Annotated in this window: 16 protein-coding genes and 1 pseudogene; 10 read left to right on the top strand and 7 right to left on the bottom strand. The window is 37.6% G+C overall.

Annotated features, from left to right (window positions below):
- Positions 1–5 precede the first annotated feature (5 nt).
- The 5 genes and pseudogenes from KQI49_RS01540 (at position 6) to KQI49_RS01555 (ending at position 5,068) form a co-directional block, all read left to right on the top strand.
- The gene (locus tag KQI49_RS01540; RefSeq protein ID WP_216486111.1) at positions 6–593 is read left to right on the top strand and encodes a CalY family protein; all 588 of its coding nucleotides are present in this window, start codon (positions 6–8) and stop codon (positions 591–593) included.
- A gap of 332 nt (positions 594–925) precedes the next feature.
- A pseudogene (locus KQI49_RS01545) lies at positions 926–2,182 on the top strand (exo-beta-N-acetylmuramidase NamZ family protein); the annotation flags it as partial.
- 3 nt (positions 2,183–2,185) lie between these two features.
- A complete protein-coding gene (locus KQI49_RS18840; protein ID WP_371817498.1) occupies positions 2,186–2,446 on the top strand; it encodes an FIMAH domain-containing protein in 261 nt (86 codons plus the stop codon).
- A gap of 65 nt (positions 2,447–2,511) precedes the next feature.
- The gene (locus KQI49_RS01550) at positions 2,512–3,666 is read left to right on the top strand and encodes an endonuclease/exonuclease/phosphatase family protein (protein ID WP_253286602.1); all 1,155 of its coding nucleotides are present in this window, start codon (positions 2,512–2,514) and stop codon (positions 3,664–3,666) included.
- Positions 3,667–4,087: 421 nt separating this feature from the next.
- Positions 4,088–5,068, top strand: coding sequence for an Rpn family recombination-promoting nuclease/putative transposase (locus KQI49_RS01555; protein WP_216486118.1), 981 nt, complete (start codon positions 4,088–4,090; stop codon positions 5,066–5,068).
- Between the two features lie 733 nt (positions 5,069–5,801).
- Here the strand turns inward: KQI49_RS01555 and KQI49_RS01560 are convergent.
- The 6 genes from KQI49_RS01560 to KQI49_RS01585 form a co-directional block, all read right to left on the bottom strand.
- Positions 5,802–6,140: a hypothetical protein gene (locus tag KQI49_RS01560; protein ID WP_216486121.1), complete on the bottom strand. Its 339-nt coding sequence runs from the start codon at positions 6,138–6,140 to the stop codon at positions 5,802–5,804.
- Complete coding sequence (locus KQI49_RS01565) at positions 6,140–8,026, bottom strand: DUF6792 domain-containing protein (protein WP_216486124.1); 1,887 nt, start codon at positions 8,024–8,026, stop codon at positions 6,140–6,142. The genes KQI49_RS01560 and KQI49_RS01565 overlap by 1 nt, the downstream gene beginning before the upstream one ends.
- A 1-nt stretch (position 8,027) precedes the next feature.
- Positions 8,028–8,705, bottom strand: a complete 678-nt coding sequence (locus tag KQI49_RS01570; protein ID WP_216486127.1) for a hypothetical protein — start codon at positions 8,703–8,705, stop codon at positions 8,028–8,030.
- A gap of 288 nt (positions 8,706–8,993) precedes the next feature.
- Positions 8,994–9,161, bottom strand: a complete 168-nt coding sequence (locus KQI49_RS01575) for a hypothetical protein (protein WP_216486130.1) — start codon at positions 9,159–9,161, stop codon at positions 8,994–8,996.
- Between the two features lie 70 nt (positions 9,162–9,231).
- Positions 9,232–9,921, bottom strand: a complete 690-nt coding sequence (locus KQI49_RS01580; protein ID WP_216486132.1) for a hypothetical protein — start codon at positions 9,919–9,921, stop codon at positions 9,232–9,234.
- A 157-nt stretch (positions 9,922–10,078) separates the two neighbouring features.
- A complete protein-coding gene (locus KQI49_RS01585) occupies positions 10,079–10,765 on the bottom strand; it encodes a hypothetical protein (protein ID WP_216486136.1) in 687 nt (228 codons plus the stop codon).
- A gap of 219 nt (positions 10,766–10,984) precedes the next feature.
- Here KQI49_RS01585 and KQI49_RS01590 point away from each other — a divergent pair, with 219 nt between their 5' ends.
- Together KQI49_RS01590 and KQI49_RS01595 are read left to right on the top strand one after the other, a co-directional pair.
- A complete protein-coding gene (locus tag KQI49_RS01590; RefSeq protein WP_371817494.1) occupies positions 10,985–11,323 on the top strand; it encodes a PadR family transcriptional regulator in 339 nt (112 codons plus the stop codon).
- Positions 11,320–12,036: a DUF2812 domain-containing protein gene (locus KQI49_RS01595; protein ID WP_216486139.1), complete on the top strand. Its 717-nt coding sequence runs from the start codon at positions 11,320–11,322 to the stop codon at positions 12,034–12,036. Before KQI49_RS01590 ends, KQI49_RS01595 begins: the two co-directional genes overlap by 4 nt.
- A 51-nt stretch (positions 12,037–12,087) precedes the next feature.
- On the opposite strand, the gene KQI49_RS01600 is transcribed toward KQI49_RS01595, so the two are convergent.
- Positions 12,088–12,261, bottom strand: coding sequence for a hypothetical protein (locus KQI49_RS01600; RefSeq protein ID WP_216486141.1), 174 nt, complete (start codon positions 12,259–12,261; stop codon positions 12,088–12,090).
- Positions 12,262–12,571: 310 nt separating this feature from the next.
- Here KQI49_RS01600 and KQI49_RS01605 point away from each other — a divergent pair, with 310 nt between their 5' ends.
- The 3 genes from KQI49_RS01605 to KQI49_RS01615 all read left to right on the top strand — a co-directional run bounded on the left by KQI49_RS01605 (position 12,572) and on the right by KQI49_RS01615 (position 15,439).
- Positions 12,572–13,495: an LCP family glycopolymer transferase gene (locus KQI49_RS01605; protein WP_216486145.1), complete on the top strand. Its 924-nt coding sequence runs from the start codon at positions 12,572–12,574 to the stop codon at positions 13,493–13,495.
- Between the two features lie 321 nt (positions 13,496–13,816).
- The gene (locus KQI49_RS18475) at positions 13,817–14,581 is read left to right on the top strand and encodes a tyrosine-protein phosphatase (RefSeq protein ID WP_253286603.1); all 765 of its coding nucleotides are present in this window, start codon (positions 13,817–13,819) and stop codon (positions 14,579–14,581) included.
- Positions 14,582–14,761: 180 nt separating this feature from the next.
- The gene (locus KQI49_RS01615; RefSeq protein ID WP_216486151.1) at positions 14,762–15,439 is read left to right on the top strand and encodes a response regulator transcription factor; all 678 of its coding nucleotides are present in this window, start codon (positions 14,762–14,764) and stop codon (positions 15,437–15,439) included.
- Positions 15,440–15,647: the final 208 nt, after the last annotated feature.

Here is a 15,647-nt window from a genome sequence, read left to right on the forward strand (position 1 = left end):
GTATTATGAGAATAAAGAAGAAGTTAGGAATGGCTGTTGCATCAGCAGCGCTTGGACTAACTTTAGTTGGTGGGGGAACATACGCTTACTTTAGCGATACGGCGGTCTCAAATAACACCTTTGCAGCAGGAACTTTAGATTTATCAGCTGAGCCAACAGAAATTATTGATATTGATAATATGAAACCAGGCGATGAAATGGTTCGTGATTTCGAATTACAAAACAATGGAACGCTTGATATGAAAAAAGTGTACCTTGAAACAGAGTATAGCGTTATCGATGCAGAAGGTGACAATGATGAAGACTTTGGTGAGCATATTGAAGTCGAGTTTTTGTACAACGCGGATAATTTTGATGAAGTGATTTATGAGACAACCCTTGCTGAATTAAAAGATATGGCACCAGAAGCGGTTGCTGAAAATGTATTTGATCCTATGCTGGGTGACGGCGGGCTAGAAGCGGGAACCGAGAATGACTTTGTTGTTAAGTTTAATTTTGTCGATAATGGCGAAGATCAAAACCAATTTCAAGGGGACGAACTAAAGCTTGAATGGACGTTTATAGCCGAACAATCAGATGGAGAAAGCAAGTAATAAAGAGGTTGGGACAAAACAAAGTATTGATTATTAAATGCCGAACAATTTTAAGTGAGCGCTATTCGCTTCGGAAAAATACTTCGCTTTCCGTGGGCAAAGAAGAATTGCAGTTCATTCTTCGTCGCTGATGAGCCTCCTCGTGCTACGCACTGTGGGGTCTCATCTAGGCCTCACCTCCCACTGGAGTCTACGTATTTTTCCTACGCTGATTTAAAAAGTGTATATTAAAAGAAATATCCGTTAATATGTTCGCTTTTAAATTAACTAAAATACTTATGCCCCATCCTCTTTATTTTAATTATTAATCATTAAGGAGGAAGTATAAAAGGATGAAAAAATACTTTATAGCTGTTGTCTCCTTGTTTTTAATATTAGGTTCTTTAACGGTTGTTTTAGCTGATAACGATACAAAAAATATTGAAGAAGACGAGGAAATTTTTAAGCTAGGTGTTGACGTTCTGCTTGATGACGAGAAGGAATTGATCGAGGATAAGCGTGTCGGTTTAATTACGAATCCCACCGGTGTCGATCAGGAGTTAAACAGTATTGTTGACCGTCTGCATCATGATCCAGATGTTGAATTAACAGCTTTATATGGTCCAGAACATGGTGTACGGGGGGATGCTCAAGCTGGTGAATATGTCGAGTACTACATCGACGACGTGACGGGTCTTCCTGTTTACAGCTTATACGGGGAAACGAGAAAACCGACACCAGGAATGCTTGAAGATGTCGATGTCCTTCTGTTTGACATCCAAGATGTAGGCGCAAGATTCTATACGTATATTTATACGATGGCTTATGCTATGGAAGCAGCTCAGGAAAACGATATTGAGTTTATCGTGCTTGACCGACCGAACCCTCTAAGTGGCTATCATGTCGAAGGCCCTGTTCTAGATGAAGAATATGCATCGTTTGTCGGCAATTACCCTATCCCTTTAAAACATGGCATGACCGTGGCGGAGTTGGCTCATTTATTTAATGAGGAGTTTGATATTGGAGCTGATTTAACAACGGTGGAAATGACCGGATGGGAACGCGGTATGTACTACGATGATACTGGATTGGAGTTTGTGTTACCATCACCAAATATGCCCACCTTGGATACAGCACTCGTTTACCCTGGAGCTGCTTTATTTGAAGGAACAAACGTGTCTGAAGGAAGAGGAACCGTTAAGCCGTTTGAATTAATAGGGGCACCATTTGTGGATAGTACTGAGTTTGCGGGCATTTTAAATAATTTGGAATTACCAGGAGTGACGTTCCGAGCGGCATCCTTTACACCAACGTTTTCTAAACACAGCGGTGAATTAAGCCACGGTGTTCAAATTCATATAACAGATATGGAAAATTATGAAGCAGTCGAAACAGGACTTCATGTCGTCAAGACGTTACATGATATGTATCCGGAAGACTTTGAATTCCGAGCAGAAGATGAACAAGGTATCTCATTCTTTGATCAACTTATCGGAAATGGTTGGATTCGCGAGGCGATTGAAAACGGTGAATCAGTCGAGTCCATGGTCGAGACATGGCAAGACGATTTAAATTCGTTTAAAGATGTACGTAGGGATTATCTCATTTATAAAATGAATATTGAGGACCTCGAATCTTCACTTCATGACTTAGAAGAAACTGGGGATATTGATGAGCAGGCTATGCGTAAGTTGACGATGCATGTAACAGCCCTCAACCAATTCGAGAATAGAGATGCTGCTGATAAAATGCAGAAACATCTCGAAGGCATGCTGTTATTGCTCGATCAACAGAACAATAAAAACTTGATTACAGATAAAGCTTATAACATATTGAAACACGATACAGAGTCATTATTGAAGCAGTGGGAATAAAAGACTGAGTACAACTCCCTCATCTATTAAGATGGGGGAGTTGTTAAAAGGATGGGAGAGTGGGGATGTTGAAAAGGTATATTTCTTTATGTTTGACGGTCTTTTTAATTGTTTCATCATTGACGTTTATGTCAGCGACCAGCAGCAAAGCTCACGCGGAAAATACTGATAATGAAAGTCGGCTGACAAGTGTGGTGACAAGTAAAGTAGCGACTTATAATATGGCTGCGGGTAGTGGAATGGATGGTGAATACGACCTTGATCGGATAGCCGATACCATTCGAGAAACAGAAGCGGATATTATCGGCCTCCAGGAAGTCGATGTACATTGGGGCAGTAGAAGTGACTATGAGAATACAATAGAAAAACTAGCAGACAAGTTAGATATGCATTACTTTTTTGCACCCATTTATGATTTTGACCCTTTGGAAGAGGGTGATGAACGAAGACAATATGGTGTTGGCGTTTTAAGTAAGTATCCTATTAAAAATGCTTATAATAGGGAAATCACGAGACTATCAACTCAAGACCCTGATCCAGAGCCAAAATTAGAGCCGGGTTTTCTTGAAGCGCAACTGGATGTAGAAGGAGAAGATGTATGGTTTTACGTGACTCATTTAGATTATCGAGGGGATCCAACCGTTAGGGAGATGCAAGTGGAGGACATGTTCGATCATATGGCAGAACACCCTTATAGCATTTTGGTTGGTGACTTAAATGCGAATCCAGACGCTCCTGAATTACAACCTGTCTTTCAGTGGTTTAATGATGCGTGGGATATTAATCTTGATGACAAAGGTTATACGTTTCCGGCAGACGAGCCCATTAAGCGGATTGATTATGTTTTGACTTCACCACGAATGGACGTCAATTCAACGAAAGTTACCGATTCACTCGCTTCTGATCATTTGCCTGTAACAGCGGATATTTCTTTTCGCGGTGAACATTCGGATTCACTAAAAGCCATGCGAAGCCTAGCAGAAAAACTTGTCAACCAAGATGAGTTCGCAGACGAAGAAACTGCCCATTCAATTGATATTCATTTGGCAGCATTAGAACATTATGAGCAACAATCCAATGCAACAAAGATCGTGAAACACTTAGAAAATTTTAAAACACTTCTTGATTATCAAATGGAAAAAGAACATATTACCGACAGAACATATACAGAACTGTATGCAGATACCGAGTTTTTAATCAATCAGTGGAATAAGGAATAAAATGATATCCAGATGACCTTAAAATAGCTTGGTTACAATGTATTAACGCTTAAATATGCTGGAAAAGGCCACTCGCGCGGGGTCAGCTCTCACTCGCGCGGGAACCGGCTTCGGTCGAGCGGCATCCATCTCAACTCGAGCGATGCACCTCTCAGGTCGAGCGGCATCCACCTCAACTCGAGCAGCCCCACCCCCAGGTCGAGCACCATTCATGTCATCTCGAGCAGACGACGAGGGACGTTTATCTCATTTAAAAAACTATCACCAGCACCAAGCACTCAGATAAAACGCTTATGGCCGGGTTATCTAAAATAAATACTTCAATATTAAGTTAATTTGTCCGGCAAATGGGAAAATGGTATACTAAAGCCAGACTACCCACACACAACCTCACCAACTACTCCCCCAAGGAAGTGATCAAATGACTATCGCACTGACAGTCAGAGAGGAGACTTCGCAATACTCGCAAGAACCACCTGGAAAAATTCAGAATCCACATGACAAGCTTTTTAAAGAAACCCTTGGAAATGTTGACGTGGCAAGAGATTTCTTGCAGAACTATTTACCCACTGACACCTTGAAAATGGTTAACACAACTACATTATACCCGGAAAAAGATAGCTCTATCGACAAGGACATGAAAGAGAGGTTTTCCGACCTGCTTTTCAGCGCAGAAATAGCTGGAAAAGAAGGGTACATTTATTTCCTATTCGAACACAAAAGCTATCCTGATAAGAGCGTCATCTTTCAACTACTGAAATACATGGTCGAAATCTGGAACACGAACGTGACAAAAAAACAAACAGACCATCTCCCAGTCATTATCCCACTCGTCATTTATCACGGTTCAAGCGAATGGAACCATGAAACAAGACTAGCTCGCATGATTTTAGAATATGAAAAATCACCTCCAGCCGCCAAAAGGTATACCCCTGATTATGAATATTTGCTTTACGACTTATCAAACTATACAGATGATGAAATAAAAGGCGACGCACGTGTTAAAATAATGATAACGCTATTTCGAGACGTCCAACAGGCAAAAACAGCACAAGAAGTCCTCACATTAATTGAAAAAGCAGTATATTATTTTAAAGAACTTGAAGATAAACAAACAGGCATAGAATATTTCGAAACTGCAGTACGCTATATATTCAACGCCGCAAGAGACCTATCACCGCAAGACGTGGACACCATCGTCCAAAAATTAGAAACTACCTATTCAGAAGGGAGCGAACTTATGATGACAATCGCAGATATTTTGCACGAAAAAGGCAGAGAAGAAGGAATAAGATTAGTAGCTATTGAAATGCTGAAAAAAGGATTAAGTCTAGAATTCGTGGCAGACGTCACTCATATGGATATAAAGGAAGTCGAAAAGCTTAAGGAAGAAGGGCAGTAACAATATTTAGCACCATCATACCACCTACACGCATGCTATATTCTGAGTGTCTTTTCTTGTGGATGTTAAAATATATTAATATTAACGCACACACTTTTATGTCCTTAATTTAATGACTTCCTTTACATCATCTTCAATTACTTCTACTTCATCAGAGTATTTAGGATTAGTAGCGTCACTAACACATTCAATATAAATATATATTTTAGTAATTGATTACCTTCGTGCAATATCTTTTTCCATGAGTTCACAACTACCAATTATTAAAATAATAAGTACACTAACAAATAACCATAAAGACCTTTTCATCAAGGAGAATCTCCTCTCGTATTGGTGTTTTTTCCTTATATTATCATACAAATTAAAGAAAAAGATTAATAAAGAAGTAATAGCTTAAATTGATACTTTCGACTATCGGTCTTCTGGAAAATAATACTTTATTAGGGGGAAATCCTTAAAATAGTAGAAATTAGGGGCGTGTGTGTTTTGTTTTTTACAGCTAGAGACAGTAATATCTTATAACGGATACGATGTACTCTTTAAGAGCGCTGACTATCTCTGCAGCATTGATTACCGCTCTTTGAATATAGGTGAAGACGACGATTACTATGACTTTCTCCTCCGTAGGATTGACAGACGTCATCTAGGTTCAAAACATTCAATCCACAACAAATAAAACCAACAAAAAAATCGCCCCAATTGGAAGCGACTGTACATGATTATTCACTTGGCATTAAGATTCGTCATTTTTTATGACATCATAATAGATCGTTAACTGATGAGAATTCATAGAATTAACGATATCTGTATATTTAGCTGCCATATTCTTCATACTGGATTTACTGGCGTCATAATAGAGTTGTTGATATTCCGTTCGCTGCTGAATTTTTTCTTTAGCTTCATCAATAATTAAACCTAGGTTTGAACTGAGTTCATTCTCCGCTAAGAGATGGAGTTGTTTAGACTGTTCCTCTAAGTTTTCTAAATATGTCAGGAACTTATTCGCCTTATCCGTTAAGTCTGTCTCGGTTTCAAACTGGTAATGAATAAGTTGTGTTTGTGTGTCCACCATCACATTCCCTCCAAAGTAAAATTAGTATCGGCAAGTTCTTGATCCTTATCAAATAAAGACTCTATTCCATCCATGATGGATTGAAGAAGATCCCTCATTTTGCTTATTTCACTTTCAATAAAATTGAACATATTATCAAAAACAGCTGTAAAACTGTCGTCCGGGAATACAGGAAAATCATCATGAACATTAATTTTCGTCAAGCGATAGTATGCTTCAGTATCATAAGTAAAGCTTCCTAAAAAATGTTGCTGATAATGTGACGGATTTGCTTCCATATCATCCATTTTATCAACAATTTTGTTCTTACGAGTGGGGAAATCGTCAAGATATTCATGTTCATAACTATTTTTAAGAAGACTTAAATAAAACTCTTTGGACTCAAGCACTGTTAAACCTTCAAGATACACCTTAGTTAATGATGACAAATTGACTTTGATTTCTTCTCCATCAATGACAACATGGACATACACATTCCCAGATTCATACGATTTATTTAAGTCAGATGCTAAAGCCTTTATGACTACTTTTAAGCTATGTGCGTCAACATTCTTTAAAATAAGATCAAAAATATCCTCGGTATATTCACTTAAATTATTAAATCTGTCTCCAATACTGGCAAACAATTCCTTAATTCTATTTGCATAAATGAGATAACTTGGTTTAAATACGGTGGGGAGGAGTTGGGAACCTTTCGCGGCATTGAGTAAGTCTTTAAGTTCAGTCAGATCATTTTCCAAGCTTTCTAATTCCGATAAAATTAATTTACCTTCATTTTTATCCAAGTACCCCAAATCCACTAGTGAATTAATGATGGGCCTTGCCTGTGTATACAAGTTTTTAATATGTTCAAGCGCTACCGGTACTTTTTTAATCGAATCATTGATCATTTTCACAAAATCGTAGCCCACTTCATAAAATTTATATTCTTTATCAGTCTCTGTCCCTGTCATTAAGTCGATAATGTCAGGATTAATCCCAGTTAAACTCTGTAGTAAACCATCAAATCCATCGCTATTATAAATATCCGAGTAGTTTTCAGCAAAAAAGATTTGAATATCTTTGATAACCCCATCAGGCAACTCAGCAAACAAATCATCAAGACTCCTCACATCCTGATCAGCATAAGCATCCATCCTTTGGAAATTTCCTACCTCAATAAACCCTCTAACCACACTCAATGCATTTAAAAAATCCTGATCCATAACAAGGTGGTTGATGTTTTCACCAGCTTCTTTATAATATTCCTCTGCGAAAGCTTCGAGCTCGGTTGGGTTGAGGTTGTAGATGGCGTTGAAGTTATTCATAAAATCTATATTATACTCTTTGGATAAGTTTTCCAAAAAGTCTACGTCAATATTTGCTAATTGAAAAGTTGTGGGAGGAGCTGCATTTGTAGTAAACACATCATCATATATATCATCGGTGAGTTGTATTAATGTAATTAAGTTACCACCGAGTGAGTGCCCTAAGCCAATTTTGTTCAAATTATTTTTAGCGTCATCATATTTATTTTCTATTATTCTAGTTACTTTATTATCAAAAAGTTTGGCTGCTTCATACTGATCTGAATTTTGTCCTACAAAGATTCCCATAAGGTTATAAGCCCAATCTTCAGGACGCCAATTATCGATTTCAGAAGCCTCTGAACCACGTGTAATAGTATACATCTGATTGATATCTTGTTCTTCATCATAAAGGTGGATGATTGTGCCATTGAATCCATAACTGTCTATTTTGTCAACATAATCCTCAGAATAATATATGTCAATTGACTCTGGGGGTTGTTTGCCTGTTTCTTCTATATAAATTTGACGAATTTCTTTTTCAGTTAGCCCGCTATATTCTTCTTGCATCAGCCTGTTTTGAAAAACATTCTCACTCACTTTATTCCTCCTCAAGTTCGATATTCGTAAACTCGACTGATTTCATGGTATCTTTAACATTTTGTTCAATAGAATCTAAATCATAAGAACATTTATTTTCTGGCTCTTCACATTTTATGCTATATATGTACCGTAACGATTGATTACTTCTATTTGATTTAATCAATCCGAAAAACCGAAACCACGTAGTCATTTTATCTTTAGTCACATTTTCCTTTGATGCAAAATATATGGTGTTGTCTTCATGTTCAAAATCTTCATATTCACCCTTGTACTTTAGTGAACTGGATAAAAGATATAATAAATCATCAACGTCTTGACTTTTATTAAAGTTGTCATAAGTTGCTATAACATAATAGGACACATAGTCTTCATCAACTTCCTCTGCGTAACTAACACGTTCAAATGTATCCTTTTTTCTCTCGTAATACCCTTTGTCTATAGAGGCATCATCCGGAAACTTCATCGTATATCCACCAGTTTTCGATTCAAACGTGTAATATCCTTCTTCAACAGGTTCGGTAGATGCCATAAATTCTCTAGTAAAATCATCTTGAAAAGCAGTCACGTTCGGCAAGTCTTTCGGATCCATGTCTGCAACATCTTTTTCCATAAGTCCACAACCCCCAATTATTAAAATAATAAGTACACTAACAAATAAACATAAAGACTTTTTCATCAAGGAGAAACTCCTCTCGTATAGGTGTTTTTTCCTTATAATACCATACAGTCTAAGACAAAGGAGTAGCAAATTAGAAAGTGGTCAAAATTGAAACTTTTTGACTAGTTAATTTCGAAGTTAACCATTCTTTAGAACTAGTTATACTGAGAAGATATGAAATAGAAGAATCATCATTTGATGGGGGAGGAGAATAGGGGGGTGATGTGGAACTTAATTGATTATATATAACAGATACTGTTGATCAGTTTATCAAGTCTCTTTTATAGACTCTGAAAATACTTCCACTTAACTCTCTCCACCCTCAAGCTCCATATCTTTAAACTCAACCGACTTCATAATGTCTTTTACTTTCTGTTCAATTGTCTCTAAGTCATAGGAGCAATTATCGGGCTGATTTTCACATTGAACATTATAGATATATTCTAATGATTGATTACTACTGTTAGATTTCACTAGCCCAAAAACTCTCTTGTAATAGTTGGTGTTGATCAGCTTATCAGGCAGACTCTAAAAATACTTTCACTCAACTCTCTCCCTTCTCGATCTCAACATCATTAAATTCTACTGACTTCATGAGACTTTTTACTTTATGCTCAATAGCATCTAAATCATAAGAACAATTTTCGTTCGGTTTATCACACTTTATACTAATAATATATCTTAATGATTGATTGCTTTTCTTTGATTTAATTAATCCGAAAAAGTTATACCAAGTTGCTTTTTTATCTTCAACTTTGACTGTTTCTTCTAAAGTCGCAAAATAAATAGTGTTATCTAAGTGGTCTAGTTTTTCATAATCGCCTTCATAATTTACAGAACTTGATAACAAATACAGCAGCCTCTCCGTTTCTCTAGCTTTTTGAAAGTGATTGTAAGTAGAAATAACAGCATAGGAGGATGATAATTCATTTTCGTTTTCAGCATACCGTAATCGCTCAAAAGTTCGTTTGTTTCTTTCGTAAAACCTTTTACTTAGTCTCGCATTTTCCGGAAACTTCATCGTATATCCACCAGTTTTCGATTCAAATTCATAATAACCTTCTTCCACAGGTTCTTTGGATGCCATAAATTCCCTAGTAAAATCATCTTGAAAAGCAGTCACATCCGGCAAGTCTTTCGGATCCATGTCCGCAACGTCCTTTTCCATGAATCCACAACCGCCGATTATTAAAATAATAAGTACACTGACAAATAAATATAAAGACCTTTTCATCAAGGAGAATCTCCTTTCGTATTGTTTTTTTCACCTTAGAAACAGAGGTATCATTATTGAAAAGGGAAGAGCAGGGGGGGGAACTTATTATTATCTATAACAGTTGGTGTTGATCAGTTTATCAAGTCTCTTTTATAGACTCTGAAAATACTCCCACTTAACCCTCTCCACCCTCAAGCTCCACATCATTAAATTCTACCGACTTCATAAGACTTTTTACTTTGTGCTCAATAGCATCTAAATCATAAGAACAGTCTCCATTTGGTTCTTCGCATTTAACACTATAAATATATTCCAGCGATTGATTACTCTTATTCGATATAACTGTTCCAAAAAATTCATACCAGGTTGTTTCTTCATTCCGTGTGGTAGACTCAGATGTAGCAAAGAAAATGGTATGGTTTTCATGTGTAAACTCTTCGTATTCCCCCTCAAAATTTACTGCTCTCGACAATAAATTTAATAGTCGACTGCTATCTTTTTCTTTATGGAAGTTATCATAGGTAGCAATAACATAGTAGGGAATATTGCTGTTCTCTTGGTTTATTTCTTCTCCAAAACTAAAGCGCTCAAATGTATCCTTTTTCCTTTCATAAAACCCTTTACTCATTAATGCATTCTCCGGAAAATTCATCGTATATCCACCCGTCTTCGATTCAAATTCGTAATAACCGTCTTCAACAGGCTCGGTGGATGTCATAAATTCTCTGGTGAAATCATCTTGAAAAGCACTGACATCAGGCAAGTCTTTCGGATCCATATCCGCAACGTTCTTTTCCATGAATCCACAACCGCCAATTAAAATAATACCGCCACTTACAAATAAATATAAAATCTTTTTCATCAAGGAGAAACTCCTCCTATATTGGTGTTTTTTCCTTATATTATCATACCAATTAAGGAAAAAGATTAATAAAGAAGGAAGCAGCTTAAATTGATACTTTTAGACTAATGCTTTCCTAAAATAAGAGGAGTGTGTTTTATTCTTTTTACAGCTAGACAGTTGTATCGCATTATGATATATTTTTATTAAACACATATATCACTTTACGATATGATCAAGATGAATACAGAAGGTGATGGATTGGGAAAAACTGAGCAATTAACGGATACGATGTTCTACATCATGGCTGCATTAACGAAGCCGAGGCATGGGTACGCGATTATGAGTTTGATTGAAAAGACGACGGAGGGAGTCGTCACCATCGGCCCAGCCTCAATGTATACCATTATAAAAAAACTACTCAAACAAGAATGGATTTATCTACATGATAGTTCCGGCGCACGGCGAAAAGTATATCAACTGACGGATAAAGGCAGAAGGGTTTTAGAAGAAGATTTCAAAGTGAGAAAACGACTCATTCAATTAGCTGAAAAAGGATTAAAGGGGGAGGAAGTATGACAAAACGTAAGTACATTACGTCCGGTGGATTAGCTTTTTCCGAGCAAAAAGATATGGAAAAACTCCGCCGATATTCTTTAAAAGGATGGCATGTGAAAAAATTTAAATTTATGGGATACACACTTGAAAAAGGGGAGAGCACCGACTATATCTACAGCATAGATTACCGCTCCTTGAATAAAGGCGAAGACGACGATTACTATGATTTTTTCTCCTCCGCGGGTTGGACAAACGTCACCTCGGAAGGCGATATTCATTTATTTAGGGCCCATCCAGGCACGAAACCTATTTATACAGACCGCGACACAACGGTGTCTAAATATGAAAATTCCAGTCGCTTCATGAATAAGCTCGCCATTCCGCTTATCATAATGACAGTATTGATGTGGCTCGGAACGGTGCTCACGTCAGGCATCTCACATACAGTATTCCTGACCATAGCCCTTATTCTAACCGTTTTAGCCATCCCGACCACATGGACAGTGATCGCTACTTATAACAACAAATGGAAAGTAGAAGAAAAGAAAGGACGCGTCAATTTCACGCGGGCAGTGCCATATTTACTGCTCATCATTGCGACCACGACACTCGCGCTTGGTGGAGACAAAGGCCTAATCATAAGCGTCCTATCATCCACCATCATCGGAGCCGTCGCCTTTCCAACCGCCATATGGCTCATCATGTCCCTATATCACAAAGTCCGCCAAAACTAAAAATAAAATCACAAACGTAGGGAAAGGGGAAACCCTTTCCCTTCATTAATTTTAAGTCAAAACCCCACCACTCATTCGCGCGGGAACTCCCCCCGGTCGCGCGGCTTCACCCTCAACTCGCGCGGGATCCGCCTCAGGTCGCGCGGCCTCACCCTCAACTCGCGCAGGAACCGCCTCAGGTCGAGCACCAGCCACGTCAACTCGAGCAGTGCATCTCTCTGCCATTCGGTTGATACTCCCGCTCACTCGGTCCGCGCCCACCTCTACTCGGCCACTCCTGCTCACTCTCGCAATCCCCCACTTCAACAAATATCTATCAGGTTTCTAGTAAAAAAGTCATAAAGAGACTGTTTTTTACCAGAAAAGGGTGGTATAATGTCACATAGTGAACGAGCAACCTAAACTGTATTTATGTAAGCTTATATCACTAAACCATTCATTAAAGTAATCAGTAACTAACAACATCATTCAATACGAAAGTAAAAACACCAAAAAAATAAAACCAAAACGTTCATTTAATATGAGGTGAAAGAATATGGGGAAAAGTAAAAAAGGAAAGTCGAGAAAGCTTTGGTTGAAGATTCCGCTAGCCATTATATTAGTAGTATTTCTAGCAGTAGGTGGCTACGCATACTCAGTCTATCATAACGCTAAAAAAACAGTGGATAGTAGAATTCATGAACCAGTTTCTTCTATAGATACTGGTAAAACGAGAGGTAAAATGAAAAATACCGAACCACTGAATATATTACTTATGGGAATTGACTCTGATTCAACTGAGGGAGGACGTTCCGATGCACTCATGGTCCTAACACTTGATCCAAATGATGAGCAAATGCAACTTGTCAGCATCCCTCGTGATACGCGAACTGAGATTGCCGGTAAAGGCGTAGAAGATAAAATAAACCACGCCTATGCGTTCGGCGGCAGCGACATGGCAGTAGATACAGTAGAGAATTTTCTAGATATTGAACTCGATTATTACGTCCGTATCAATATGGCTGGCTTCAAGCAGCTCGTTGATGAGTTGGGGACCATCACAGTGAATAATGACGTCGAGTGGAGTGACGGAGAGTATGATTTCAACTTTGGGCCAACCGAGATGGACGGAGAAAAAACAATGGCTTTCGTCCGCATGCGTAAACAAGATCCGGACGGGGATTTTGGACGCACTAAACGTCAACGCCAAGTGATTGAAGGAATAGTTAATAAAGGTGCTTCAGCAGCTTCAGTCACAAAGTTAAATTCTCTCATCGATGTTTTAGGAAAAAACATGGGTAGCAATATGAAATTCTCTGACATGAAAAGCCTTTTATCCGACTATCGCGGAGCACGTAAGAAATTTGTCGATTACCAAATGAAAGGCGAAGGTCAAAAAATAGATGGTATCTATTACTTAATTGTCGATGACGAGGAAGTGGAGAAAGTCCATGATCTCATAGTGGATTTCGGCTCATAACTCATAAAAAACTTAATGGTTACTGATTTGAAGAGATTAAACCCTCTTCAACTTCAGTAACTATTTTTATGAAAAAAATAAAATAATACACTAAATCCAACATGGTATCTTACCTAGTCACGCAAGTTTTAAAATAATGGTAAAAATATCAGCCTTTATTTAATAAAACATGCTATAATAAGGGTATAAAGTCCTATTTTGAAATGGAAAGTCAACTATCGATTTATTTTTTTGAAATATTGCGTCTCTTAAGGTAGGGTAATGTTATCGGGGGAATTTGCCAATTCCTTATGAAAAGTATTTAGTTAGGAAGTGAATCTATTGATCGATATCCATAGTCATATCTTACCAGGAATTGATGATGGCGCAAAAACGGAAGAAGAGAGTCTGAAAATGGCGAGAGCGGCGGTAGCAGAAGGAATTCACACAATTATTGCTACACCACACCATAAAAATGGTCACTTCAACAATGAAGGGAGCACCATCTATTTACAAGTTGAAATTCTTCGACAATTATTCGCACGGCACGACATTCCACTAACACTCCTTCCGGGCCAAGAGACTCGGATTTATGGCGAAATGGTTGAAGGACTTCAAAACGGCGAAATACTATCATTAAATGAAACAAAATATGTTCATGTAGAATTTCCATTTAGAGAAGTGCCACGCTACGCTGAACAACTCTTTTATGGTTTGCAGTTAGAAGGCTATGTCCCTATTATTGTTCATCCAGAGCGAAACAGTGAACTTCAAGAGCATCCAAATAAATTATATGATTTTGTCCGTAAAGGTGTTCTAACACAAGTGACAGCGGCCAGTATGATTGGGAAGTTCGGCAAAGACGCACAAAAATTCACTCACCAATTAATCGATGCTAATCTCACTCATTTTATAGCATCAGATGCACACAACACCACAACACGTGGATTTTGCATGGCAGAAGCTCATCAAGAATTGGGACAAAAGTTCGGAAATGAAGCATTCTATATGTTTCTGGAAAATGGTCACTTGCTTATTGAGGGGAAAAATGTCAACAAACTTGAACCCCAACCAATAAAAAAGAAAAAGTTCTTCGGTTTATTTTAACATTTATAAAACTTAATAAAAACCCCTATATCATGCATACAACACACTCCTAGGGGGGCTTATCTGAAAAGGTATACAAATAAACGTAGTACCTTTGGGCTATAATAGTAATAGTAGTTTTTTAAGAGGACCAGTATTAAATAACTAGCTGGGAATCCATACATTAAGGGGGAGACTTGTATGATTCGTGTGTTGTTAGCAGAGAGCCAATTATTATTCCAAGACGCTTTACGATTGACTTTAGAAGCTAAAGAAGGGATTTCCATTGTGGATGCCGCGGATAATGGCATTGAAGCGGTGGAAAAGGTTATTCAATATCAGCCCGACGTTATCTTAATGAATTTCCATCTGACTGAAAAAGATGGTGTCCAAGCCACTAAAGAAATAAAAGAAGCTAATCCAGAAACAAAGGTGATTCTACTCACATCAGAATACGAAGAAGATAATTTAATTAAAGGACTTATTTACGGTGCTGACGGTATCTTACATAATAAAATAGAATCAGATAGCCTTGAAAGAGCCATCAAGACAGTCAATGAAGGAGATACTTTTCTATCCAAAGACATAGCCAATGGACTCAGACACGAAATATATAAACTCTTCATCAATAAAAAAGAATTACTGCATGAAGCACTAGAGCGAGAAAATATCTTTTTAACATCACGAGAATTAGACGTCGCTGATTTGTTTCGGTTCGGCCTCAATAATGAACAAATTGCTAAAAGACTCTCGTTGAGCGAAGGAACAATTAAAAACTATATCAGCAATATTTATCAAGCACTCGGTATCCATAATAGAAGTGAAGCGATTGAATACATTTATCAATTACTCAAAAAAGTAGACAAAAGTTATTTTTAACAACTTGGGTTTAATTACCAAAAGTCACTTAACTTATGACTGGTTATTTAGTATGATTGAAGATGCGTCTGAAAAGTGCCAAAACATGTCAAAAACGAACAAGATTTATTTCTATGATTACTTAATGACAAAAAAGCATTATATGTAAAATATTAAGGTTGAAGAGTATATGCAAACTAAGTAATGACATAGAAGCCTGTTCTTCCGA

The organism is Virgibacillus sp. MSJ-26 (assembly GCF_018918075.1).
GTDB lineage: Bacteria > Bacillota > Bacilli > Bacillales > Amphibacillaceae > MSJ-26.